The sequence below is a fragment of the Streptomyces sp. Da 82-17 genome (assembly GCF_046098215.1).
GTDB lineage: Bacteria > Actinomycetota > Actinomycetes > Streptomycetales > Streptomycetaceae > Streptomyces.
Genome location: NZ_JBJURH010000011.1, coordinates 14,299 through 38,926, shown reverse-complemented (window position 1 = coordinate 38,926; position 24,628 = coordinate 14,299). Strand labels below are relative to the sequence as shown.

19 protein-coding genes are annotated in these 24,628 nt (G+C 74.2%); 12 read left to right on the top strand and 7 right to left on the bottom strand.

Features of this window, described 5'->3' with window-relative positions; all coding sequences use genetic code 11:
• Positions 1 to 88: 88 nt before the first annotated feature.
• Genes ACIDOF_RS20125 through ACIDOF_RS20105 form a run of 5 tightly spaced genes read left to right on the top strand, consistent with a single transcriptional unit; the run spans position 89 to position 5,848 of the window.
• On the top strand, positions 89 to 1,009 hold the full coding sequence (locus ACIDOF_RS20125) for an enoyl-CoA hydratase (RefSeq protein WP_409007328.1): 921 nt from the start codon (positions 89 to 91) through the stop codon (positions 1,007 to 1,009).
• Complete coding sequence (locus ACIDOF_RS20120; RefSeq protein WP_409007327.1) at positions 1,009 to 2,241, top strand: acyl-CoA dehydrogenase family protein; 1,233 nt, start codon at positions 1,009 to 1,011, stop codon at positions 2,239 to 2,241. Before ACIDOF_RS20125 ends, ACIDOF_RS20120 begins: the two co-directional genes overlap by 1 nt.
• Positions 2,241 to 3,251: an acyl-CoA dehydrogenase family protein gene (locus tag ACIDOF_RS20115; protein WP_409007326.1), complete on the top strand. Its 1,011-nt coding sequence runs from the start codon at positions 2,241 to 2,243 to the stop codon at positions 3,249 to 3,251. Before ACIDOF_RS20120 ends, ACIDOF_RS20115 begins: the two co-directional genes overlap by 1 nt.
• 60 nt (positions 3,252 to 3,311) lie before the next feature.
• Positions 3,312 to 4,724: an MFS transporter gene (locus ACIDOF_RS20110; protein WP_409007325.1), complete on the top strand. Its 1,413-nt coding sequence runs from the start codon at positions 3,312 to 3,314 to the stop codon at positions 4,722 to 4,724.
• Positions 4,721 to 5,848 (top strand): acyl-CoA dehydrogenase family protein, encoded by a 1,128-nt coding sequence (locus ACIDOF_RS20105; protein WP_409007324.1) that lies wholly within the window; start codon positions 4,721 to 4,723, stop codon positions 5,846 to 5,848. The genes ACIDOF_RS20110 and ACIDOF_RS20105 overlap by 4 nt, the downstream gene beginning before the upstream one ends.
• 18 nt (positions 5,849 to 5,866) lie before the next feature.
• Here ACIDOF_RS20105 and ACIDOF_RS20100 read toward each other — a convergent pair whose 3' ends face one another.
• Positions 5,867 to 6,664, bottom strand: a complete 798-nt coding sequence (locus tag ACIDOF_RS20100; RefSeq protein WP_409007323.1) for a VOC family protein — start codon at positions 6,662 to 6,664, stop codon at positions 5,867 to 5,869.
• A 238-nt stretch (positions 6,665 to 6,902) separates the two neighbouring features.
• On the opposite strand from ACIDOF_RS20100, the gene ACIDOF_RS20095 reads away from it, so the two are divergent.
• The 6 genes from ACIDOF_RS20095 to ACIDOF_RS20070 all read left to right on the top strand — a co-directional run bounded on the left by ACIDOF_RS20095 (position 6,903) and on the right by ACIDOF_RS20070 (position 14,649).
• Positions 6,903 to 7,313 carry a hypothetical protein gene (locus tag ACIDOF_RS20095; RefSeq protein ID WP_409007322.1) on the top strand — a complete coding sequence of 137 codons (411 nt, stop codon included), beginning with the start codon at positions 6,903 to 6,905 and terminating at the stop codon, positions 7,311 to 7,313.
• A gap of 99 nt (positions 7,314 to 7,412) precedes the next feature.
• Positions 7,413 to 8,039 carry a dihydrofolate reductase family protein gene (locus tag ACIDOF_RS20090; protein WP_409007321.1) on the top strand — a complete coding sequence of 209 codons (627 nt, stop codon included), beginning with the start codon at positions 7,413 to 7,415 and terminating at the stop codon, positions 8,037 to 8,039.
• A gap of 241 nt (positions 8,040 to 8,280) precedes the next feature.
• On the top strand, positions 8,281 to 10,440 hold the full coding sequence (locus ACIDOF_RS20085) for a hypothetical protein (protein WP_409007320.1): 2,160 nt from the start codon (positions 8,281 to 8,283) through the stop codon (positions 10,438 to 10,440).
• 99 nt (positions 10,441 to 10,539) lie between these two features.
• Complete coding sequence (locus ACIDOF_RS20080; RefSeq protein ID WP_409007319.1) at positions 10,540 to 12,903, top strand: ATP-binding cassette domain-containing protein; 2,364 nt, start codon at positions 10,540 to 10,542, stop codon at positions 12,901 to 12,903.
• An 82-nt stretch (positions 12,904 to 12,985) separates the two neighbouring features.
• Entirely contained in the window at positions 12,986 to 13,606 is a 621-nt protein-coding gene (locus tag ACIDOF_RS20075) for a hypothetical protein (RefSeq protein ID WP_409007318.1), read from the top strand.
• Positions 13,603 to 14,649 carry a serine/threonine-protein kinase gene (locus ACIDOF_RS20070; protein WP_409007317.1) on the top strand — a complete coding sequence of 349 codons (1,047 nt, stop codon included), beginning with the start codon at positions 13,603 to 13,605 and terminating at the stop codon, positions 14,647 to 14,649. The genes ACIDOF_RS20075 and ACIDOF_RS20070 overlap by 4 nt, the downstream gene beginning before the upstream one ends.
• A gap of 61 nt (positions 14,650 to 14,710) precedes the next feature.
• Here the strand turns inward: ACIDOF_RS20070 and ACIDOF_RS20065 are convergent, their stop codons facing one another.
• Entirely contained in the window at positions 14,711 to 15,982 is a 1,272-nt protein-coding gene (locus ACIDOF_RS20065) for a streptophobe family protein (RefSeq protein ID WP_409007511.1), read from the bottom strand.
• Positions 15,983 to 16,636: 654 nt separating this feature from the next.
• Here ACIDOF_RS20065 and ACIDOF_RS20060 point away from each other — a divergent pair.
• Positions 16,637 to 17,638 carry a DUF6777 domain-containing protein gene (locus ACIDOF_RS20060; protein WP_409007316.1) on the top strand — a complete coding sequence of 334 codons (1,002 nt, stop codon included), beginning with the start codon at positions 16,637 to 16,639 and terminating at the stop codon, positions 17,636 to 17,638.
• Position 17,639: 1 nt separating this feature from the next.
• Here ACIDOF_RS20060 and ACIDOF_RS20055 read toward each other — a convergent pair whose 3' ends face one another.
• The 5 genes from ACIDOF_RS20055 to ACIDOF_RS20035 form a co-directional block, all read right to left on the bottom strand.
• Positions 17,640 to 17,954: a hypothetical protein gene (locus ACIDOF_RS20055; protein ID WP_409007315.1), complete on the bottom strand. Its 315-nt coding sequence runs from the start codon at positions 17,952 to 17,954 to the stop codon at positions 17,640 to 17,642.
• 402 nt (positions 17,955 to 18,356) lie between these two features.
• Complete coding sequence (locus ACIDOF_RS20050) at positions 18,357 to 19,796, bottom strand: gamma-aminobutyraldehyde dehydrogenase (RefSeq protein ID WP_409007314.1); 1,440 nt, start codon at positions 19,794 to 19,796, stop codon at positions 18,357 to 18,359.
• On the bottom strand, positions 19,789 to 21,474 hold the full coding sequence (locus ACIDOF_RS20045) for a thiamine pyrophosphate-dependent enzyme (RefSeq protein WP_409007313.1): 1,686 nt from the start codon (positions 21,472 to 21,474) through the stop codon (positions 19,789 to 19,791). Before ACIDOF_RS20045 ends, ACIDOF_RS20050 begins: the two co-directional genes overlap by 8 nt.
• Complete coding sequence (locus ACIDOF_RS20040; RefSeq protein WP_409007312.1) at positions 21,471 to 22,805, bottom strand: MFS transporter; 1,335 nt, start codon at positions 22,803 to 22,805, stop codon at positions 21,471 to 21,473. The genes ACIDOF_RS20045 and ACIDOF_RS20040 overlap by 4 nt, the downstream gene beginning before the upstream one ends.
• 44 nt (positions 22,806 to 22,849) lie before the next feature.
• Positions 22,850 to 24,517, bottom strand: coding sequence for an amidohydrolase (locus ACIDOF_RS20035; protein ID WP_409007311.1), 1,668 nt, complete (start codon positions 24,515 to 24,517; stop codon positions 22,850 to 22,852).
• Between the last annotated feature and the right edge of the window lie 111 nt (positions 24,518 to 24,628).

Sequence of the window (24,628 nt, the reverse complement as noted above, 5' to 3'; positions counted from 1 at the left end):
CGGGGGACGGGCGTCCCGGTGGTCGACTTCTCGACGGCCGGAGGCTCGTACGCTAACCTACCAAACACTTGTTAGGGAAGGAGGGCGGATGTCCGCTGCCCACACTGCGCCCGGAAACATCGAGCCCACGTCCGCCGAGGCGGGGACCGCCGAGTCCGCCGACGCCGCGCCCTCGGAGCCCGTTCGCTATGAACGCCGAGGGCCCGTCGCGTTCGTCACCATGGACCGGCCCGAGTACCGCAACGCCCAGAATTCCGCGATGACCTACGCCCTCGACCGGGCCTTCTACCGCGCGGCGGACGACGGCGACGTGAAGGTCGTCGTACTCGCCGGGGCGGGGAAGCACTTCTCCGCCGGGCACGACATCGGCAGCCCGGAGCGGGACGCGCATCTGCCGTTCGACCGGAAGGCCGGGCTGTGGTGGGACCACTCGGACAAGGCGGGCGCGGAGTCCCGCTTCGCCCGCGAGTCCGAGGTCTATCTGGGGATGTGCCGGCGCTGGCGGGAGCTTCCGAAGCCGGTGATCGCCTCGGTCCAGGGGGCGTGTGTCGCGGGCGGGCTGATGCTCGCGTGGGTCTGCGACCTGATCGTGGCGGCCGACGACGCGTTCTTCGCCGACCCGGTGGTGCGGATGGGCATACCCGGTGTCGAGTACTTCGCGCACCCGTGGGTGATGCCGCCGCGGATCGCCAAGGAGTTCCTGTACACGGGCGACCGGATGAGCGCGCAGCGCGCGTACGAGATCGGCATGGTCAACCGGGTCGTGCCGCGTGCTCGACTCGCCGAGCGGACCGAGGAGTTGGCGGAGCGGATCGCCGAGATGCCGCGCATGGGGCTCGCGTTGACGAAGCGGGCGGTCAACCAGGCGGAGGACCTCCAGGGCCTGCACACCGGCGTCGACTCGGCGTTCGGCCTGCACCACCTGGCGCACGCGCACAACGCGGAGACCGCGAAGGACTCGCTCGGCGGCATGGACGTACGGGCGATGAAGGAGGCGAACTCGCGCTGATGGACCTCGACTTCACCGCCGCGGAGGACGCCTTCCGCGCCGACGCAAGGGCCTGGCTCGCCGAGCATGTGCCCGCCGTGCCGCTGCCCTCCCTGGAGACCGCCGACGGGTTCGCCGCGCACCGGGAGTGGGAGCGGGAACTGCACGCCGACCGCTGGTCGGTGGTGTCCTGGCCCGAGGAGTTCGGAGGGCGGGGCGCGTCGATCCTTCAGTGGCTGGTCTTCGAGGAGGAGTACTACGCGGCCGGGGCGCCCGGGCGGGTCAGCCAGAACGGCATCAACCTCCTCGCGCCCACCCTGTTCGAGCACGGCACGGACGAGCAGCGCGCCCGCGTCCTGCCGCCGATGGCGAGCGGCGAGGTGATCTGGGCGCAGGCCTGGTCCGAGCCCGAGTCCGGCTCCGACCTCGCGTCCCTGCGCTCCACCGCGGGGCGGGTCGACGGAGGTTGGCTGTTGAGCGGCCAGAAGACCTGGTCGTCGCGGGCGGCGTTCGCGGACCGCGCGTTCGGCCTGTTCCGCAGCGACCGGGAGGGCCTGGAGTCCGGCAAGCCGCACCGGGGCCTGACGTATGTGATGTTCCCGCTGGACGCGGAGGGTGTGACGGTGCGTCCCATCGGGCGGCTCGACGGCAAGCCGGCGTTCGCGGAGCTGTTCCTGGACGACGTGTTCGTGCCGGACGAGGACGTCATCGGCGCGCCCGGGGAGGGCTGGAAGGTCGCCATGAGCACGGCCGGGAACGAGCGGGGCCTGACGCTGCGCAGCCCGGGCCGGTTCACCGCGGCGGCCGGCCGGCTGACCGAACTGTGGCGGGACCACGCCGATCCGGCCGACACGGCGCTGCGGGACCGGGTCGCGGACGCGGTGATCGGCGCCCGCGCCTACCAGCTGTTCACGTACGCCAACGCCTCCCGGATCGCGGACGAGGGGGGCGGGCCCGCAGGACCCTCGGGCAAGGGTGGTGGTGGGCGACGGGCGGGCGGGTCGATCGGCGCCGAGTCCAGCCTCAACAAGGTGTTCTGGTCGGACCTGGACATCGCCCTGCACGAGACGGCGCTCGACCTGCTCGGCCCGTACGGCGAACTGTCCGACGAGGCGAACGACGCGCCCGCGCACGGAAGTTGGGCCGAGGGCTACACGTTCTCGCTCGCCGGGCCGATCTACGCGGGCACCAACGAGATCCAGCGCGACATCATCGCCGAGCGGCTGCTCGGCCTGCCGAAGGGACGTCGCTGATGCGGTTCCGACTCGACGCCGAGCAGCGGGAGTTCGCGCACTCCCTCGACGCCATGGTGTCGGCCGCCGGGCCGACGGCCGCGATCCGCGCCTGGTCCGCCGGTGACACCGGCCCCGGCCGCGCCCTGTGGGCACGGCTCGCGGAGGCGGGGGTGTTCGCCCTCGCGGTGCCGGAGGAGCACGAGGGCGTGGGGCCGCTGCCCGTCGAACTTGCCGTCACCTTCCGGGAGTTGGGGCGGCATGCGGTGCCGGGTCCGCTGGTGGAGACGGTGGCCGCTGCGGCACTGCTCGACCGGCTGGGCGGCGCGGTGGCGGCGGCTTGGCTGCCGGGGATCGCTTCCGGGAAGACGGTGGCGACGTTGTGCATGACCTCGGTCGACGGGGCCGGCGGGAGTCCGTACGCGTTGGACGCCGCCTCCGCGGACGCGGTGTTCGTGGTCGATACGGACGGGGACGGGTGTGTGCTGCGGCTCGCGGAGTCCGCCGGGCCCGTGCAGCCGTCGTCCGACCCGGCGCGACGCCTCGCCCGGCCGGTCGGCGGGGCCGTGCTCGCGCGGGGCGCCGAGGTGACGGCGGCCGCCGCGCACGCCGCCGAGGTCGCGGCCCTCGCCGTGGCGGCACAGGCGCTCGGCGTGGGGCGCGCACTGCTCGCGCGGACCGTCGAATACGTGGGCGGGCGCAGGCAGTTCGGGGTCGCGGTCGGCTCGTTCCAGGCGGTGAAACACCGGCTCGCGGACACGCTGATCGCCCTGGAGTTCGCCGAGCCGCTGCTCCACGCCGCCGCCCTCGCCCTCGCCGCCGACTCCCCCGACGCACGCCGGGACGTCGCCGCCGCGAAGGTCTCCGCCTGCGAGGCCGCGTACGCCGCCGCCCGCACGGCACTGCAGTCGCACGGCGCGCTCGGCTACACCGAGGAGCTCGACCTGTCCCTGTGGATCCGCAAGGCACGCGCCCTGCGCACCGCCTGGGGCACCCCGTCGGAGTGCCGCGCCCGCGTGCTCGCCTCCTGAACCTCAACCCTCCGCACGGAACTGCCAGTTGCTCCGTCCCACCGCTCACAGGAGTACCCGATGTCCGCCGCACCGTCCCCGAAGGAACCCGCGAGATCCACCGCTTCCCCCGTTGCCCCCGGCACGTCCGCACCCGATCGGGCGCTGTTGCGCAAGGTGGCGTTGTCGAGCCTGCTCGGCACCGTCATCGAGTACTACGACTTCCTGCTGTACGGCACCATGGCCGCGCTCGTCCTCGGCCCTCTCTTCTTCCCCGAGTCCGACCCCACGGTCGGCATGATCGCCGCGTTCGGCACGCTGGCCGCCGGGTATGTGGCACGCCCGGTCGGCGGCGTGGTGTTCGGGCACTTCGGCGACCGGCTCGGCCGCAAGAAGATGCTCGTCCTGACCATGGTGCTGATGGGCGCGGCGAGCTTCCTCATCGGCCTGCTGCCCACGTACGACTCGATCGGCATCGCCGCGCCCGTGCTGCTCGTCCTGTTCCGCGTCGTCCAGGGCATCGCCATCGGCGGCGAGTGGGGCGGCGCGACGCTGATGGTCGTCGAGCACGCCGACGCGCGCCGCCGGGGGCTGTGGAACGGCGTCATGCAGATGGGGTCGCCCATCGGCTTCCTCATGTCGACGCTCGCCGTCACCGCCACCACCCTGCTCCCCCGCGAGCAGTTCCTGTCCTGGGGCTGGCGCGTACCGTTCCTGTTCAGCGCGCTGCTGCTCGCCATCGGCCTGTACGTGCGGATCAGCGTCAGCGAGAGCCCACTGTTCCGGCAGGCCGTCGACGCGCAGCACCAGCAGTCCTCCGACCGGCCGCGGCTGCCGCTCATGGAAGTGCTGCGCAGGCCGCGCGCCCTGGTCCTGGCCTGCGCGGTCGGCATCGGGCCGTTCGCCCTCACCGGCCTGATCAGCATCTTCATGCTCACGTACGCCACCGGCATCGGCTACGCCACCACCGACGTGATGAACGGGCTCATCGCCACCTCGTTCCTCGGGCTCGTGGCGATCCCGCTGTTCTCCGCGCTGTCCGACCGCCTCGGGCGCCGCGGGGTCGTGCTCGGCGGCGCCGTGGGCGTCGTGGTGTCCGCGTTCCCGATGTTCGCCCTGGTCGACAGCGGTTCGCCGGGGCTGCTGATCGCCGGGATGCTGCTCGGGCAACTGGTGCAGTCGGCGATGTACGCGCCGCTCGGGCCGCTGCTCTCCGAGATGTTCGGCACCGAGATCCGCTACACCGGGGCGTCCATGGGCTACCAGTTGGCCGCGCTCGTCGGCAGCGGCTTCACCCCGCTGATCGCCGGCGGGCTGCTGTCCGGGCCTGAGGGCATGCGGAGTGCGCCGCTGTCGCTGCTGGCGATCGTCTGCGGCCTCGTGACGGTCCTGGCGATCTGGCGCATCGCCGAGACCCGGGGCAAGGACCTCTCGTCACCGCCGCTCGCGGACGCGCCCTCAACATCGGTACGCGAGAAGGGAGTTGACGCATGAGACTGACAGAGGAGCAGGACGAGCTGCGGTCCGCCGTGCGGTCACTGCTCGAACGGCACCGAGGCGCCGACGCCTGGCGGCCGTTGACCCAACAGATCGGCGCGGCCGGGCTGGCCGTCCCGGAGGAGTACGGCGGGGCGGGCTGCGGCGCGCTCGAAGTGCACGTGGTGATGGAGGAGTTGGGCCGCGAGCTGAGCCCCGTACCGTATCTCGGCTCCGCCGTCCTCGCCGTGCAGGCGCTGCTCGCCTCCGGCGACAAGGCGGCGTGCGCGGAGCTGCTGCCCGGGCTCGCCGAGGGCACGTCGGTGGGCGCGCTCGCGTGGGCCGAGGGCGGCACCTGGGACCCGGACGCGATACGGGCCACGGCGACCCCCGGCCCTGCGGGCGACGGCACGTGGCGTGTCACCGGGTCCAAGGAGCACATCCTGCACGGGGCGACGGCGGACCTGCTGCTGGTCGCGGCCCGTACGACGGAGGGGGTGTCGCTGTTCCGCGTGCCGGTGAACGGCGCCGGGGTGCGGCGTTCGGCGACCGTCGCGATGGACGGCACACGGGACCTGGCGCGGCTCGAACTCGTCGGCGCGGAGGGGCGGTTGGTGGGTGCGGCGGGAGACGGCGGGCGGGTGCTGCGGCACGTGCTCGACCTGGCGTGCACGGCGCTCGCCGCCGAGCAGGTGGGCGCTGCCGAGCGGTGCTTGGAGCTGACGGTCGCGTACGCGAAGGAGCGGGTGCAGTTCGGGCGTCCCATCGGCTCGTTCCAGGCGGTGAAGCACCGGCTCGCGGACGCGTACGTGCTCGTGGAGTCGGCCCGTACGGCCGCGCTGGGGGCGGCGTTCGCGGCGGCGGGGGCTTCCGGAGCGGGGACCGCCGGGGTGGCGGGCTCCGGGGTGGAGGGCTCCGCGGAGGGTGAGGCGGCGCGGCGGGCGGCGGTCGCCAAGTCCGCCTGCTCGGAGGCGTTCTCGACGGTCGCGGGCGAGATGATCCAGCTGCACGGCGGGATCGGCATCACCTGGGAACACGACGCCCACCTCTACTTCAAGCGGGCCCACGCCGCCGCCCAGCTGTTCGGCAGCCCCGCCTGGCATCGGAGGCGCATCGCGGCAGGGCTGGGGCTGGAGCCGTGACCGGCTGAGGGAGGGCGGTCAGTCGGCGGACTGCTGCCGCTGGTCGAGGGTGAACAGGGCGCCGTCCGGATCTCGGACCGTCACCACCCGGCCCTCGGTGCCCCAGTCCGAGCCGGTGACCGTGCTCCCGCCGTTCTCCAGCGCGCGGGACACGGCCGCGTCCAGGTCCTCGACCCGGAAGTGGACCAGCCAGCGGGGCCTGAGCTGCGGCTTCGGCGCCGCCTCCTCCACGGGCCCGCTGCGCATCCTCGCCACGGGCCGCCCGCGCCGCCGCAGCACGACCTGGTCCTCCTCGTACGAGGTGTCGCAGCAGCCGTCCCGGTCGCCCTCGCCCCAGCCGAGGACCTCGCCGTAGAAGATCGCCGAGTCGAAGGCGTTGCGGGAGTGCAGCTCGATCCAGGCCGGGGAGCGTTCCGCGCCGATCGTCCACTCCGACAGGACGTCCCCGTCCCAGACGCCGAACACGGCGCCCTCCCGGTCGGTCACCAGGGCCGCGCGGCCGCCCGCCGGGTACGAGACGGGGCCGACGCCGACGGTGCCGCCGCGCTCGCGAACCCGCGCGACCGCGTCGTCGGCCTCTTCCACGGCGAAGTACGGGGTCCACACCACGGGCACGGCGAACTCGCCCGCCACCGCTCCGATGCCGGCCACCGGGACGCCCTCGTCCTCCGCCAGCGAGAAGGCCCGCCCCCATGTGCCCTGCCGGAACGTCCAGCCGAGCACCTCGCCGTAGAAGCGCTCCGCGGCCGCTCGGTCGCGGGCCACGAGACTCAGCCAGCAGGGAGCGCCGATCACATCCGCTGCCACCAGAACCACGGGATTCTCCTCCGTTCCACCGCGCCCGGCGGCGAAGCGCCGGGCGCGGGCACAGCAAGGGGAAAAGGAAGGGGGACAGATCAAGCGTATGGGAGGAAGCCCGACACAACGACCCGAGTGGGGCGGCGCGGAATATCCTGGCCAGGGAGGGCTGACGCCGAGGCCGGGCCGACCAGGGCCCGGGCTGCGAGGACGGGCCGACGAGGGCTCGCACTGCTCGGAGGAAGGTGTGGCTGCCATGGCCCGCTTGGTGGTCCGCAAGGGCGAGCTGATCGTCCGGCTGTCGTGGTGGGAGAAGCTCGCCGCGCGCCGCGGCGACGTGCACGTGCCGGTCGAGGCGGTCGAGCAGGTGACGACGGACCCGTCCTGGTGGCGGGTGGTGCGCGGCACGCAGGGCCGGGGCACCTGGATCCCCGACCTGCTCTCCATCGGCGTACGGGACGTCTCCGACGACGCCCGGGACTTCATCGCCCTCCGCCCCCGCTCCGGCCCGGTGATCTGCGTCGACCTCCGCCCCGGCGCCGCCCCCTTCGCCCGGCTTGCGGTCACGGACCGCGTCCCCGACGCCACGGCGGCCCAGATCCGCCTGGCGGTGAGCCGCCTGCCGCACCCGCCGCCCACGTACCGGGACGACCTGGGGTGGCCGTGAGACCCGCACAGCTCCCGTACGCGTAGGCGCCTTGCCCGGTCTCGATTGCCGGGCCGGGCACCGGCCATCACGATGGGCGGAGGCGGAGAGGAGTTCGGGATGAAGCTGGTCGTGCAGGAGTTCCTGTCGCTCGACGGGGTGTCGCAGGGGCCCGGGGCGCCGGACGAGGACACCAGTGGCGGGTTCACGCGCGGCGGCTGGTTCGTGCCGCATCTGGACGAGACGTTCGAGCAGCTCGCCGCCGACTGGCTGCACCGCGCGGACGCGCTCCTCCTCGGCCGCCGCACGTACGAGAACTTCGCCCGCGACTGGCCCGCGATGGCCGGCCTGCACCCGCTCGCCGACCTGATGAACGGGCTGCCGAAGTACGTCGCCGCCCACCACCTCGCCGACGCCTCCTGGAACCCGACGACCGTGCTCGCCGGTGACGTGCCCGCCGAGGTCGCGCGGCTGAAGGAACAGGACGGGCGGGAGATCCAGGTGCACGGCAGCGCCGAGCTGGCCCAGTCGCTGCTTGCGGCGGGCCTCGTCGACGAGTTGCGGCTCGTGGTCGCGCCGGTCGTGGTCGGCCAGGGCAGGCGCCTGTTCCCCGACGGCGGCGCCCCCGCCGGACTCCGGCTGACCCGCCACGAGACGACACCCGCCGGTCTCTCCGTGCACACCTTCGCGTGGACGGGCGCCCCGGAGTACGCGACGTACGAGTCGGGGGCCGGGTCCGGGGCATAGGGGCATAGGGGCATAGGGGCATAGGGGCACGGTCGTCCAACTGGCCGCGGGATCGGCTGATTCGGGGGTTTGCGCAGGTCACACGGGCAGTCGGGCGGACCCGTCGGTTCGATTGTCAGACCCGTTGACTAGGGTTCCTCGTCGAGACACGCACCAGGAACCCAGGGGGACGACGACCGTGCGGAGCCGAGGAGTTGGGGCAGCCCGTGCCCGAGGACGGGGCGCGCTGTGCGCGCTCGTGATGGCACTCGCCCTGGTGCTGGTGCCGGTGCCGGGCGCGACCGCCGCCGAGGGCCCCGAGGACTCCGCCGGACTGAAGGCGCGCGCCGCGTACTTCGCAGCCCAGCTCCGCAAGTTCCCGGTCTACGTGACGGACCAGACCCCGCGGGTGATGCCCCGCTCCGCCTGGCCCGCGTTCCTGGAGCAGGCGCAGCGCACGGGCGTGCCCACGTACGTCCTGGTGCTGCCCTTCCCCGCGACGTACGACTCGGACGAACTCGTCACCGCCGTAAGGGAAGAGCTCGGCCGCAAGGGCCTGTACGTGGTGCTGAACGCCCAGGGCGGCGGCTACTCGGACGCCTCCGCCGAGGCGTACGGGGTGGGCGGGCTGCCGGTCGAGGAGTCCCTGGACTCCGCCGACGCGTGGCTGCCGTCCGACGCCACGGCGCTCGACTACTTCACCGCCTTCGTCGACGGCCTGCGCAACGACGGCGACGCGAGCGGCAGCGGCGCGGCGCCGAGCTCGTACTACACGACGGCGGACGACCGGACGTCCCAGTCGGTCACGACCGGTGTGCTGACCGGTCTGCTGCCGGCGCTCGTTCTCGCCGTCGGCGTGCCGATCGCGCTGCGCCGCGGCTCGCGCCGCCGCCTCCTCGTCCCGGCCGTCATCGCCGCCGTCTGCGCGGTGGCGGTGCCGCTGAGCGCGCAGGCGATGATGCCCGAGCGGAGCTCCACGGGCGACCCCGACCCCACGGGCCGGGACATGGAGCTGCGCGCCGAACGCTTCGCGGCCGGCCTGCGCAAGGGCGCCGTGCACGGGGACGCGGGCCTGCGCCGGGGCGCCGTGTACCAGGACGCCGAGCTGCCGCCCGTCCTCACGTCGGCCGAACTCCGGTCCCTGCAGCGGCACTTGGCGGGCCTCGGCATGCCGGTGTACCTGACGGTCGTGCCGCTCGACTTCGCCGACGAGTCGGAGGGCGAGGCCGAGCTGTTCGCCGACCGGGTGCACCGCGCCCTCGGCAAGGACGGCCTGTACGTGACGGCGGGCGTCGACACGTACGACAACGTCTACCTCGACGTCTCCAACTACGGCATGAAACTCGACGAGTTCGAGCTGCACGAGTACAGCGACTGGGTGACCTACGGCCCGGAGGACATCGACGTCGACCCGCAGCTGCACCGCCGCGTCGTCAAGCTCACCCAGCACCTCGCCAAGGTCCCGGCGGGCCCGCCCGGCAAGCCCTACGTGAGCTACGAGCACCTCGAGGACCCGGTCGCCGAGGACGCGTTGCCGCCGCTGCTCACCGACGAGGACGGTCCACTCGGCATCTCCGGCCCGTTCCTCGCGGGCCTCGCCGGGGGCGGCGGTGTGCCCGCGGCGATCGCGGGCACGGTGTGGGTCGTACGGCGCGTGCGGGGCGAGACGCGTCCGGAGCCTGCCAAGTCGGCCAAGCCTTCCAAGTCTGCCAAGCCCGCCCGCCCTGTGCGGAGGAGCAGTGGCCGCGAGCAGTCCGGCGCCTGGGCCGAGCGGCACCCCGGGAGCCCCGACTCCCGGCCCAGCCTCGACTGGCTGCGGAGCACGGCGGGGCGTGAACTCGCCGCGCTGCGCCGGAAGTTCGCCGCCACCCGCCCGCGCGGCGACGCGTACGCCCTGGCGCAGGACTGCCTGGAGGCGGCCGGTCTCCTGCTCGACGCGGACGGCGACCAGCACCTGAACCGTGACGTGACGGCCGTCGACCTGGCCTCCGGCCTCGCGCTCATACGGGCCGGACGGGCGGCCCTCGACTCGGCGTCCGTCCCGGCGCAGGGCGGAGCTCAGGGCGACGGTCCGGGCGGCGCGGGCTTCGCTCCCGACACGCGGCTCTGCACCCTCAACCCGCTGCACGGCCCGGCCTCGATGACGGCCCGCCTCTCCGCCACCCCGGGGGCCCGTGCCCGGCTGCACCCGGTGTGCGGGGAGTGCGGCGCGGCCCTGTCCAAGGTGGCGTCCGGTCAGCGCTCCGGCGCCGTGGACCGCCTCCGCCTCGGCCTGCCCGCCGCCCACGACCCCGCCGACCGCCCCGGCCGCACCCCGTACGTGTCGCTGCCCGGCCCCCTCGGCGAGGCCGGGGCGAGCGGGAACGTCGAGGTGCGGGGACTCGTGCTCGGCATCCGCGAGGCCGTCGGGTCCCGGTCCTGAACCGCGGGGCCCGGCCCCGGCGGGACAGGTCGGCGGGACAGGTCGGCAGGCGTGCCCGTGGGACAGGCGAGGCCCCGGGCGCGGCCGTAAAATCCTGGTATGGGCGAGCGGCCGGATGCCTCTGCGGCGCCTGAGCTCGTCGTCGAGGCCGAGGGTCACACCCAGGTGCTGAGTCCGCTCCGGACGTACCACGTGGGGCGGGACCCCGCGAGCGAGCTGTTCCTCGACGACGCCAGGGTCTCCTGGCACCACGCCGTGCTGCGGACGACGGCCGGGCACTGGATCGTCGAGGACGAGCAGAGCACCAACGGCACGTTCTCCGACGGCCGGCGGGTGCGGCAGCAGGACGTCGGGCCCGGCACGGTCCTGCGGTTCGGGAGCCCGGCCGACGGTCCGTGCGCGGTGCTCGCCGAGGCGCCGAAACCGCCCCCGCCCGGGCCCGGACGGGCGCGCCCGTCCGCCGTCACCATCGTCACGCAGCCCGACGCGACCAGTACGTTCCGCGCGCCCAGCTCCGTACGGCCGCTGCCGCCGGAGCGGACCACACGGATCGGGCGGGCGCTGGAGAACGACCTGGTCGTGCAGGACCTGCTCGTCTCGCGCCGGCACGCGGAGCTGCGCGCGGGGCCGCAGGGGTACGAGATCGTCGACCTCGGCAGCCACAACGGCACGTATCTCAACGGCCGGCCGGTGAGCCGGGCGCCGGTGATCCCCGGGGACGTCATCGGCGTCGGGCACTCGGCGTTCGTGCTGGTCGGCGAGGAGCTGCAGGAGTTCATCGACACCGGCGAGGTCTCGCTCGACGTGCAGGACCTGGCCGTACGGGTCGACGCCGGGCGGAAGACGCTGCTCGGGGACGTGTCGTTCCCGGTGGGCGAGAAGACGCTGCTCGCCGTGGTCGGCCCGAGCGGCGCGGGCAAGTCGACGCTGCTCAACGCCCTGACCGGGCTGCGCCCCGCCGACGAGGGCACCGTGCTCTACGACGGCCGCGACCTGTACCGGGACTACGCGGAGCTGCGGCACCGCATCGGGCTCGTGCCGCAGGACGACATCCTGCACGCGCAGCTGACCGTGCGCCGGGCCCTGAGCTATGCCGCGCAGCTGCGCTTCCCCGAGGACACTGCGACGGCGGAACGGCAGGCGCGGGTCGACGAGGTCATCCACGAACTGGGCCTGGACCAGCGCGTCGACCAGCCGATCCACTCCCTCTCCGGCGGTCAGCGCAAGCGCGTCAGCGTCGCCCTGGAACTGCTCACGAAGCCGTCGCTGCTGTTTCTCGACGAGCCGACCTCCGGGCTCGACCCGGGCATGGACCGCTCGGTGATGCACATGCTGCGCGGCCTCGCGGACGACGGCCGCACCGTCATCGTCGTCACGCACAGTGTGCTCAGCCTGGACGTGTGCGACCGGCTGCTCGTGCTCGCGCCGGGCGGCACGATCGCGTACTACGGGCCGCCGGGCGAGGCGCTCGCGTACTTCGGGTTCGGGGAGTGGCCGGAGGCGTTCGAGAGCTTCGAGAACGAGCGGGGCCGCGACTGGGCGGGGCAGTTCCGCAGCTCGCCGCAGCACCGCAGCTATGTCGCGGCCGAGACCCGGCAGCCCCGGCGCACGCCCGAACCCCCGCCCGGCCCGGTCGCCCCGCCGAAGGCGCAGAGCTGGGGCGCGCAACTGCGGACGCTGGTCAGGAGGTACGCGGCGACGCTGGGCGCCGACCGGACGTTCCTGGTGATCATGGTGGCGCTGCCGTTCGTGATGGGCGCGATGGCGCGGGCCCTGGCCGGCGGCGAGCTGGACCGGGAATCGGCGATGAACGCGCTGCTGATCCTGAACGTCGGCGCGGTCCTCACCGGCGCCGCCAACGCCGTACGCGAGTTGGTGAAGGAGCGTGTGATCTATCAGCGGGAGAGAGCCGTCGGCCTGTCGCGTTCGGCGTATGTGCTGTCGAAGGTGCTGGTGCTCGGTGCGATCACGGTGGTGCAGGCGGTGGTCCTGACGATGGTGGCGCTCGTCGGCGTGGACCTCAACGCGCCGGGCGGGGAAGGGGTGTTGCTGCCGCCGCTCGTCGAAATCACGCTGGCCGTCGCGCTGTTGGCGTTCACGGCGATGATGCTCGGCCTGTTCGTGTCCGCGCTCGTGCGGAAGGAGGAGGTCACGATGCCGCTGCTCGTCCTCCTCGCGATCGTGCAGGTGGTGTTCTGCGGCGCGCTGCTCAAGCTGCAGGGCGTGCCGGGCCTCGAGCAGTTGGCGTGGCTGGTGCCGTCGCGGTGGGCGCTCGGGGCGATGGCGGGCACGATCGACCTGCACCGGATCGTGCCGCAGGACATCACCGACGATCCGCTGTTCCGGCACGAGGCGCCGGTGTGGCTGCTCGACATGGGGATGATGGTCGTGCTTTCGCTCGTCCTCGCCTTCCTCGTGGCCAAGCTGCTGCGGCGGCGCGAGCCCGAGATCATGCGCAAGTAGTGCTCGCGCACGGGCCGTCGCCCTCGCCCGTCCCGCCGCCCGTCCCTTACTCGTGCCGTTCGGAGTTGCCGAGGAGGCGTCCGTGACCGTCGCCGACTTCCTTCCCACGCATGTCGTCCCACCGGACGGGCTGCCGACCTGGTCGTCCCCCGACGCCACCCGGCCGACAGCGCCGCTCGACCCGCTGCTTCCCGTGCAGGTCGTGGAGCGGCGCGGCGACTGGGCGTGCGCCCTGTGCTCCAACGGCTGGTCGGCGTGGGTCGACGGGCGGCTGCTGCTGCCCGTCCCGCACGGCCCGCCGGCCGCGGGACAGCCCGCCGCCCGCACCGCCGACCCGCGGCCGCTGCTCGGCACGGTCGAGGACCAGGTGAGCCGGTACCGGCGGCTGGTCGAGGAGCTGACCTCGGGCCGGATCGACGGCGCGGAGTTCGCCGAGCAGACCCGCGGCCTGCGCGTCGGCGTGATCGTCGACGGCAACGCGACCTGGCTGTACGACGCGCGGCACGAGCGCTGGCTCTACTGCGACGGCTTCACCCTGGAGCCGTACGCCGTGGGCCGCGGCCCCACCGACCAGGGCCGGGCCGACGCGGACCGTGCGGAAGGCGACGACGGCGGCCCCGGCGGAGGCGGCCCCGGCGGGAGCGGTCCCGGCGATGGCGGCCCCGGCGACGCGGAGTCGTACGACGGGGCGGCTGAACGGTGAGCGAGGACCGGGGCGTACCGCCCGCCGCCGACACCACCGGGCTGCGCGGCCGGACCCTCGCCGGATATCTGCTGGAGGACGAGCTGGGGCGGGGCGGGATGGCGGTGGTGTACCGGGCGCGGGACCTGCGGCTCGGCCGTACCGTCGCGGTGAAGCTGCTCGCGCCCGAGCTGGCGCGCAACGACACGTTCCGGCAGCGCTTCGCGCACGAGTCGCGGGTCGCGGCGTCCATCGACCATCCGCACATCGTGCCGGTCTTCGAGGCGGGCGAGGCCGAGGGCGTGCTGTACATCGCGATGCGGCACGTCAAGGGCCGGGACCTGCGGGCGCTCCTCGACCAGGAAGGGCCGCTTGCGCTGGCGCCGACCTGCCGGATGGCGCTGCAGGTGGCCTCGGCCCTGGACGCCGCGCACGCCCACGACCTGGTGCACCGGGACGTCAAGCCCGGCAACATCCTGGTGACGGAGGGCACGGACAGCGACCACCCGGAGCATCTGTACCTCACCGACTTCGGCCTGACGAAGAAGTCCCTGTCGCTCACCGGGTTCACGACGGTCGGGCAGTTCGTCGGCACGCTCGACTACGTGGCGCCGGAGCAGATCGCGGGCAAGCCGGTGGACGGGCGGTGCGACGTGTACAGCCTGGCGTGCGTCGTCTTCGAGATGCTCACGGGCGCCCCGCCGTTCCGCCGCGACGAGGACCTCGCGCTGCTCTGGGCCCACCAGCACGACCGGCCCCCGCCCCTCACGGAGCTCCGGCCCGACCTGCCGCCGGCCGTCGACCCGGTGCTCGCGCGGGCGCTGGCGAAGACGCCGGACGAGCGGTACGACACCTGCCTGGAGTTCGTGACCGCGCTGCGGGCGGCCGGACGGTCCGCGGGCGCGGAGGCCGCGTCCGAGGAGCAGGTGGCGGCGGCCGACGCACCCGTGCGGGCACGGGCCGCGGCGCCGGTGTCGGACTCCGGCCGGTACGCGACCCCGCCACCGCCGCCGAGATGGGCCGCGCCGGTCTTCCGCGGCGGGGAACCCCCGCAAACCCCTTGAACCGCCACGCGGAAAACCCCTGGAACCGCCGCGCGGAAACCCCCTGGAACCGCCGCGCGGTTCAGCCGCCGCGTTGTGCGGTTCGGCCTCCGCGTCGTGCGGCCCGTGACTCCCGTACGTCTCCGGGATGCCGGGCCCGGCGGGCGAGGAGGCTGCCGAGGAAGCCGGTGACGAGACCCCACGCGGCGCCCGCCGCGACGAGGCGCAGGAGGTGCGGTTCGAGGGTGACCTCGCCGCCGAAGCTGTCGCCGAGGTCGCCGATGCCCATGAGGGACAGCCCGAAGCGGGCGGAGATCCGGGTGAGCAGGCCGACGACGCACAGGGTGAGGGCGAGGGCAGCGGCCAGTTCGAGGGCGTTGCGCCAGGCCGGGAGGCGGGCCGGTGAGTGGACGGCCGCGCGGAAAGCGGCCGCGATCAGGACGACGGCGGCCACGGCGACGAGCAGCCAGGCGCGCCCGTCGTACTCGGCGACCGCGTTCAGGTCGAGCGTGCGGTCGCCGCCGCGGGTGCGCAGGACCTGGTCGAGGACGCCGGGCATGGGCAGTCCGATGGGCCGGTCGACGTGCCCCTCCCAGGCGCCGCCGGTGCCGACGCCCAGCGCCGTCCAGGCCAGGTTGGGCAGGCCGAGCAGCAGGACGGCGAGGGTCTGTGCGGGGTGGCCGCGGGTGAACAGCACGATCACGCCGACGACGAGGCCGATGGCCACGTACGCGAGGAGGACCGTCAGCATCGCGTGGGCGGGCGGGCGCACCGAGCGCTGGAACGGCAGCAGCGACGACGGCAGCGGGGCCTTGCGGGACACGGCGAACGCGAGGGTGAGCAGGGCGAGAAACCAGACGAGCCCTACGCCGAGGGTCGCGGGCAGGTCGGCGCGGAACCCGACAGCCGGGCTCGGGCCGAGGTCCCCTCCGATGCCCTCGGTGACGTCGTCGCCGCCGGTCGGCAGGCGGAACGTGTGGCGCGCGATCAGGCCGAGGACCAGCAGGAACACCAGCCAGCAGCCCGCCGTGGCGGCCATGCGGCCGAGGAGTTCACCGGTGGTGGCGACGGCGCGGTGCCGCAGCGGCCGCAGGAAGACCACGGCGATGACGAGAGCGCCGGCCAGGGTGACGGAGAGGGGCACGACGTCGACGGCGGCGTCCGCCTGCGCGAGGTCGCCGGTGCCGCCGGAGAGTTCGACGGAGCCGCCCGCGGCGATGACGACGACGGCGGCGACGACGCGTACGAAGGCCCCGTCGGGCAGGTCCGCGGCTCCTGCCGCCCAGAGTCCGAGCGCGGCGACCACGATCATCGTCGCGATGCCGGCGCCCGCGGCGGCGAGCGCTTCCCGCATCCGCCTCACGCTGCCTCCTAGCGGCTCCCCCTCCCCCTCGCTGCTGCCCCTCAGTCCACGGTACGTACGGGGGCGCGGGGGCGCCTTGCGGGCGCGGGTCTCCCCGGCTTGCGGCGGGGGGCGGCGCCGGGCAGAGAATGGCAGGAGTAGGTATCCATCGGCAGGGTTCGGGTGCCGGGCGGTCCGGGCGGCGCCGCCGGACACGCGGCGAACCGTGCCGACCGCCCCATGGCCTTCGGCCCATGCGGATCGAGGTGTCCCGTGACCTCCCAGCCACCCCCTGACAGCAGCCCGACCGGTCCGCCCTCGGGCCCGCTCTCCGGCCGGCCCCCGGAGCCCCCCTCGGACCCGTCCACCCAGCCCACGACGAGTACGCCCTCGGGTCCCGGGCACGAGCCGACGCAGGTCGTCGACACCGGGCCGCCTCCGCCGGGCGGAGGAGCGGACGACGGTTCCGGGGGCGGGGATTCCGGCGGCGAGGGCGGCGGGGGCGGCTCTGGCGGCGGAGGTTCCGGTGACGGAGGCGGGAGCGAAGGCGGAGGCGAAGGCAGGGGCGGAGACGAAGGCGGCGGCGAGGGCGAGCACGGCGAAGGCGGCAGCAGCGGGGGCGGCAACGGCGGGAACGGCAAGGCGTGGTGGCGGTCGGCGCCGCGCGTGGCGACGATCACCGCGGTGATCGTCGCGGCGGTCGCGCTGGTCGTGTACCTCACGCGTCCGGACGGCGGCGCGGGCGGCGGCGGCACGGCCTCCGGGGAGATCTTCCTCGAACCGGCCGCGTCCCGGGGCGAGGCGCCGTTCACCGGGTCGACGGCGCGCAAGCCCGCCGAGTCGCCCACGCCGACCGCCACGCCCACGCCCACGCCGAGCGAGACCGAGGACACGGGCGGCCGGGCCACGTACTCCGGGGCGACGCCTGGGCTGTACGGGGGCAGCCGGTCGGCGGCGAGCTGTGACGTGGAGAAGCAGATCAAGTTCCTGGGGGGCGAACCGGCGAAGGCGGAGGCGTTCGCGGGAGTGCAGGGCGTCAAGGCGGGTGAACTCCCGTCCTACCTGCGGTCGTTGACGCCCGTACAGCTGCGGGCCGACACCCGGGTCACCAACCACGGCTTCGCGGACGGCAAGGCGACCCGCTACCAGGCGGTGCTGCAGTCCGGGACCGCCGTGCTCGTCGACTCGCGCGGCGTGCCCCGGGTGCGGTGCGCGTGCGGCAATCCGCTGCTGCCGCCGGTCGCGGTGAAGACCACGCCGAAGGAGACCGGGGAGCGGTGGCCGACGTACCAGCCGTCGAAGGTGGTCGTCGTGCAGGAGGCGCCGAAGGTCGTGAACGAGTTCGTGCTGATCGACCCGGAGAACGGCGACTGGTTCAAGCGGGACAAGGGCGACTCGGACGGGGACTCGGACGAGCCGACCACGCCGCCGACGTCGGACTCCCCCACCCCGCCCACGGATTCGCCCACGGATTCGCCCACGACGGAGACACCGCCGGCATCGCCGTCCGAGCCTCCGACGAGCGAGGCCCCCGAGTCGCCGCCGCCGGACACCCCGGCGCCGTCGCCGCCCCAGGAGCAACCGGATGCGCCGAGTCCGCCCGCGGAGACGCCGGGTTCGGCGGCCACGCTGCCGTCGGCCAGGACGCCTGCGGCGCCGACGAGTTAGGTCAGGCGCCGGGCCGCGGGCCGTCGGCGTTGTCGGCCTTCTTCTTCAGCAGGCCGATGCCGAAGCACAGCACCGAGATCCCGAAGCCGCACATCAGCAGCCCGCCGATCTGCGCCTCGGCCTCGGTGTCCGCGCTGCGCGCGCTGTTCGAGGTGCCGACGAGGGCGGCGGACGGATCGGCGACCGCGGAGACCCCGGTGTACAGCAGCCCCGCCGCGACGAGCAGCAGGACGACACCGCCGACGCCCCGCCCCGTGGTGCGACGGGGCGCGGCGGCGGGCGGTCGGGGGTTTCCGGAGGGCGTGGAGGCTGACATGGCCCGGGACACTAGCACCGCCACCCAGGCACCGGCCCCCGGCCCCCGGCCCCCGGCCCCCGGCCCCGATGAGACGGCACCCGGCACGTGGGCGCTGTGCCCACCCGTTCCGCCCTGCGAAACGCCTGCCCACAGCGAGGCGGGGGGGAATCCCCGAGCCCCGACAGGGGCGCGGGGAACTGCGCGAGCAACCACGACGGCGCGACAGCCGAAACACAGCCGAGGCACGGGGCGAAGCCCCGACCCAGGGGCGCGGGGAACTGCGCGAGCAGCCACGACGGCGCGACAGCCGAAAGACAGCCGGGGCACGGGGCGAAGCCCCCAGAGCTGTCCGCAGAGCTCCGGGAACGGGCGGGGACAGCAGCCGAGGGGCGCAGGGCGCGGGGAGGGGTCGCCCCTCCCCTACCCCACCACCCCGTGCGCCGCCATCACATGCTTGACCCGCGTGTAGTCGTCCACCCCGTACCGGCTCAGATCCCGCCCCGTGCCGGACTGCCCGTACCCCCCGTGCGGCATCTCCGCGGGCAGCACCTGGTGGCAGTTGAGCCAGACGCAGCCGAAGTCGAGGTCGGCGCTGAGGCGCATCGCGCGGCCGAGGTCGGTCGTCCAGACGCTGGACGCCAGGCCGAAGTCGACCCCGTTGGCGAGGGCGACGGCCTCGTCCTCGGTGTCGTAGGGCTGGACGGTGACCACCGGGCCGAAGATCTCCCGCTGGACCAGGTCGTCGTCCTGCCGTACGCCGGAGACGACCGTCGGCGGGAAGAACCAGCCGGGCCGTGCGAGGCGGCGCCCGCCGGTCTCGACGCGGGCGTGGGCGGGCAGCCCGGCCAACACGTCAGCGACCCGGCCGGCGTGGGCCGCGCTGTTCAACGGGCCGTAGAACACGCCCTGTTCGGCGGGCCCGCCGGTCCGCGTGCCCTCGGCCGCCTTCACCAACAGCTCCAACAGCTCGTCGTGGACGTCCCGTTGGACCAGGACGCGGGTGAGCGCCGTGCAGTCCTGGCCCGCGTTGAAGAACGCCGCGGCGGCAAGGGCGGGCGCGGTCCGTGCGAGGTCCGCGTCGGCGAAGACGAGTGCGGGGGCCTTGCCGCCCAGCTCCAGGTGGACGTTCTTCACGTCGCGCGCCGCCTCGGCCATCACCTCGGAGCCGGCGCGCGTACTGCCGGTGAGGGCGACCATGTCGACGTCCGGGTGGGCGACGAGGGCGCGGCCCGTGTCGCGGTCGCCGCAGACGACGTTGACGACGCCCGGCGGGAACGCCTGTTGCGAGAGTTCGGCGAGCAGCACCGTCGACCAGGGCGTGGTGTCGGCCGGCTTGAGCACCACCGTGTTCCCGGCCGCGAGCGCGGGCCCCAGCTTCCACACGGCCATCATGAACGGGTAGTTCCACGGCGTGACCTGCGCGACGACGCCGACGGGCTCCCGCCGTACGTACGACGTGTGGCCCTCCGCGTACTCCCCCGCCGCGACCCCTTCGAGGACCCGTGCCGCGCCCGCGAAGAACCTCAACTGATCGGCGCCGCGCAGGATTTCAAGCGTACGGGTGGTCTCGCGGGGCTTGCCGGTGCTGCGGATCTCGGCGTCGAGGAGCCGGTCGGCGTGCGTCACCACGAGGTCGGCGAGGGTGAGGAGTGCCTCGGCTCGGCGGGCGGGAGTGGTCCGGCGCCAGCCGGGGAGGGCGCGGCGGGCGGCGGCGACGGCCGTGTCGACCTGGGCGGAGGTCGAGCGCGGGGCGGTGCCGTACACCTCCTCGGTGGCCGGGTCTGTCAGCTCCATGCGGTCCGCGGCGGGGGCCGGGGCGGGCCGGCCGTCGACGATGTTGTGCAGGTGCAGGTCAGACATGGCTGGTCTCCTTGCCGTGGGCTGTGCGCAGCCCCGTCACCGTGATCCCGGGCGCGAGCCGTTCCTGTGGTACGCGCAGGGCGATCAGGGCGGCGCGGCCGCAGGTGAGGGCGCGTTCCAGGGCGGGCTCGAACTCCTCGGTGGCGGTGACCGTTTCGCCGTGGGCGCCGAACGCGCGGGCGTACGCGGCGAAGTCCGGGTTGCCGAGGGCGGTGCCGCTGACCCGGCCGGGGTAGGTCTGCTCCTGGTGCTGGCGGATGGTGCCGTACTGGCCGTTGTCGAGGACGAGGATCAGCGGGGCGGCGCCTTCGGCGACGGCGGTGGCGAGTTCCTGGCCGTTCATGAGGAAGCAGCCGTCCCCGGCGATCGACACGACGGTGCGGTCGGGGTGGGCGAGGGACGCGGCGACGGCGGCGGGGATGCCGTAGCCCATCGAGCCGTTGCGCGGGGCGAGTTGGCGGGCCCCGTCGTCGAGGGCGAGGAAGCGCTGCGCCCAGACGGCGTGGTTGCCGGCGCCGAAGGTGACGACGCGGTCGGCCGGGAGGCGGGCGTCGAGGGCCGCGAAGACGGCGCCGAGGTCGAGGGGGTCGGGGTCGTGCTGCGGGGCGCGGAAGGCGAGGTGGGCGTGCCGGTCCTCCTTGGTGCGGACCGACCAGGGCGGGGTGTCGGCGGGGCGCAGCGTACGGACGGCGCGGCCGACGGCGGCTGGGGCGGCGAGCAGGGCGAGGGTCGGGCGGTAGAGGGCGCCCGGCGGGAGCGGTTCGGGCAGGGCGGTGACGAGCCGGGGGCCGTCGCCGTCGGCGGGCAGGAGGGTGAAGCCGTCGGTGGGCACGTCGCTGGGGGCGGCGCCGACGGCGATGACCAGGTCGGCGGTGCGCAGGCGGTGGGCGAGGTGGTCGGAGCGGCCGTAGCCGAGGGCGCCGACGTACGACGGGGAGTCGTGGCCAATGAGGTCCTGGCAGCGGAAGTCGGTGGCGACGGGGAGGCGCCAGGCCTCGGCCCAGGCGCGGACGTCGGCGCGGGCCTCGGCGGTCCAGCGGCTGCCGCCGAGCAGCACGAGGGGCCGCTCGGCGGTGTCCAACAGCTGGGCGAGGAGGGCGAGTTCGGGTGCGGAGACGGCGCCTTCGGCGGGCGGTGCTGGGCGCAGGTCGGGGACGTGTACGACGTCGGTGAGCATGTCCTCGGGCAGTCCGAGGACGACCGGGCCGGGCCGTCCGGCCTCCGCGGTGGCGAAGGCGCGGGCGACGTGCTCGGGGATGCGGGCGGCGTCGTCGATCGTCTCGACGAGTTTGGCGGTGGCGCCGAACGTGCCGCGCAGGTCGAGCTCCTGGAAGGCGTGCCGGTCGGTGTGGGCGCGCGGGACGAGGCCGATGAACAGGACGAGGGGGGTCGCGTCCTGGTGGGCGGTGTGCAGGGCGACCAGGGCGTTGGTGGCGCCGGGGCCCCGGGTGGTGAAGCAGATCCCGGGGCGCCCGGTGAGCTTGCCGTGCGCCTCCGCCATGTAGGCGGCGCCCCCTTCGTGGCGGCACACCACCATGCGTACGGAGGCGTCGTGCAGGGCGTCGAGCGCGGCGAGGTAGCTCTCGCCGGGCACGCCGTAGACGGTGTCGACGCCGTGCGCGACGAGCTGGTCGATCAGGACCTGTCCGCCTGTGCGGGCAGGGTGGGGCGGGTTCATGCGGGGACCTCGACGGTGTCGGACGGGCGGGTGAGTGCGGTGTCGCGGCGGCGCAGGACGCTGCCCGCGGCGGTGGAGCCGGCGACGGTGGAGGCGGCGATGGCGATGAGCAGCAGCGCTGCGCCCCAGGACGCGCCGCCGGCGGCGCCGGTGAGCGTGGCCGCGAGGAGCGGCACGAAGCCGGAGAGTACGCCGGCGAGGTTGTACGACATGGCGACGGCGCTGTAGCGGAACTCGTCCGGGAACATCCCGGAGACGACGGCGCCGATCGGGGCGTACGGGATGGACAGGGCGCCGATGCCGAGGGAGACGCCGAGGTAGACGAGGCCGGTCTCCTTCGTGTCGACGAGCCAGAACGCGGGGAAGGCGACGGCCATGGTGGCGGCGGCGCCGAGGGCGCAGACCCGCCAGGCGCCGATCCGGTCGGCGAGGCGTCCGGCGAGGACGAGGACGACGATCTCGACGGCGGCGCCGATGACGGTCGCATTCAGCATCGTCTGCTTGTCGATGCCGAGTCGGTCGGTGCCGTACGAGATGACGAAGGTGGTCATCAGGAAGAAGCCGCCGACGCCGAGGAGGGCGGCGCCGATGCCGATGATCATGCGGCCCCAGGTGCGGCGGAACGCCTCGACGAGCGGGACCGGGGTGGGCCCTTCGCGTTCGGCGTCCGCGAGCATCTTGCGGAAGACCGGGGACTCCTCGATGTGGAAGCGCAGGTAGAGGGCGACGAGGAGGAGCGGGAAGGCGACGAGGAACGGCACGCGCCAGCCCCAGGCGTAGAAGGCGTCGTCGGGGAGCATGCCGACGAGGGCGAAGGCGCCGGAGGAGAGCAACGTGCCGACGGGTGAGCCGAGTTGGGGCACGGCCGAGTAGCTTCCGTGCTTCTCCTTCGGGGTGTGCTCCAGGGTGAGCAGCATCGCCCCCGACCATTCGCCGCCGACGGAGACGCCCTGCAGGAAGCGGAGCGCGGAGAGCAGCGCGGGCGCCCAGATGCCGATGGTGTCGTACGTCGGCAGCAGGCCGATGCAGCCGGTGGTGGCGCCCATCATGACGACGGTGATGATGAGGGAGACCTTGCGGCCGTAGCGGTCGCCGATGTGGCCGAAGACGGCGGCGCCGATGGGGCGGGCGACGAAGCCGACGGCGAACGTGATGAACGAGGCGATGGTGCCGACGGCCGGGTCGAGTTCGGGGAAGAACAGCTTGTTGAACACGAGGGCGGCGGCGGTGCCGTAGAGGAAGTAGTCGTACCACTCCAGGGCGGTGCCGCTGAAGGCCGCGGTGAGGAGTCTTCTGATGTCCTTCAGGTCCGGCTTGGCGGGTGTGCTCACGCGAACTCCTGGGGAGGGGACGGGCGGGGGGCGGCAGTCGGGGGTCAGGCGTCGCGGGCGAGGCCGTGCGGGTCGTGGGCGGGACGGCCGCCGACGACGGTGGCGAGGACGCGGATCGCGCCGATGCGGTCGGGTGCGGTGTGGACGGGGTCGCCGTCCAGGACCGTGAGGTCGGCGAGGAGTCCGGGCGCGAGCCGGCCCTTGCGGTCGCCGAAGCCGGTGGCGCGGGCCGAGCCCTCGGTCCAGGCGCGCAGCGCGGCGAGGACGGGGACGCTCTCGTCCGGCCCGTACGGCGCCCCGGTCTCGGTCAGCCGCGTCACCATCGACTGGATCGCCGGGAGGGGCGCGCCGGGTGCGACGGGCCGGTCGGAGCTGCCGGGCACGGGCAGCCCGAGGTCGAGGAAGGACCGCATGCGGTACGACCAGGTGGTGCGCTCGGGGCCGAGCCGTTCGGCCATGGCGTCGCCGAAGGTGTGCAGGAAGTTGTGCTGCGGCACGGGTACGACGCCGAGTGCGGCGAAGCGGGCCAGCTGGTCGGGGCGGACGATGCCGGCGTGCTCGATGCGGTGGTGCACGCCGGGGCGCGGGAGTTCCTTGTGGGCGCGGGCGAACGCGTCGAGCGCGAGGTCCACGGCACGGTCGCCGATGGCGTGCGCGGCGACGGTCCAGCCGGAGCGGTGGGCGCCGACGACCAGGTCGGTCATGGCGTCGGCGTCGCCCTGGAAGTAGCCGGTGGGCCGCGCTGTGCCCGAGACGTGTCGCGGACATCCGCAGAACGGCTCGGTCATCGCCGCCGTACGACCGAGCAGGGACCCGTCGAGGAAGATCTTGACCGGGCCGAGGGAGAGGCGGTCGTCGCCGAAGCCGGTGCGCATGCCGAGGTCGAGGCCGAGGGTGACGGGGTCGTCGGCGTGGGCGGTGAGCGGGTGGAGGGTGTCGGAGGCGGCCATGAGCTGGGCGCGGGTGTGCAACCTGCCGGTGTCGCGGGCGAGTTGGTAGGCGCCGAGCTCGACGGGGGTGTGGCCGATCCAGCCGCCGCCGATCCCGGCCTCGGTGAAGCTGGTGACGCCTTCGGTGAGGTAGTGCCGGGTCGCCGCGTCGACGGCGTCGGCGACGGTCTCCACCGGGTACGGCAGGACCTGTTGTTGTACGAGGCGTTGCGCGGTCTCTTCGAGCAGTCCGTCGGGGCGGCCGTCCGGGTCGCGGGAGACGTGGCCGCCCTCCGGGTCGGGGAACCCGTCGTCGAGGGCGCCGGCGGCGCGCAGGACAGGGGTGTTGACGACGCAGGCGTGCCCGGAGGTGTGCTTCAGCCAGACGGGCCGGCCGCCCGCAGCCCGGTCGAGGGCGTCCCGGTGCGGGAACCGTCCGCCGAGCTTGGTGTGGTCGAGTCCGGCGCCCAACACCCAGGCGTCGGGGGCGAGTTGATCGGCGTGCGCGGCGACGGCGGCGTACACGTCGTCGAGGGTGCGGGCCGCGGACACGTCGAGCTGGGTGAGCGTCAGACCGAACCAGGCGGTGTGGCAGTGGGCGTCGTTGAAGCCGGGCAGGACGGCGGCGCCGCCCGCGTCGAGGACCCGGCGCGCGGGCAGCCCGGCCACGTCGTCGTCGAGGCCGACGACAACTCCGTTGAGTACACCGAGAGTTGATGCAGCGGGCCGTTCGGGGTCGAGGGTGCGGATGCGGGCGTTGCGGACGAGCAGGTCGAGTCGCATGGCGGCGGGCCCCTCAGGCGGGTCGGGTGCTTTCGGGCAGGTCGGGCCGGGAGGATCGGGCGCCTCAGGCGAAGTGGTGCGGCCTCAGCGGCCCCAGCGGTTTCAGCGGCT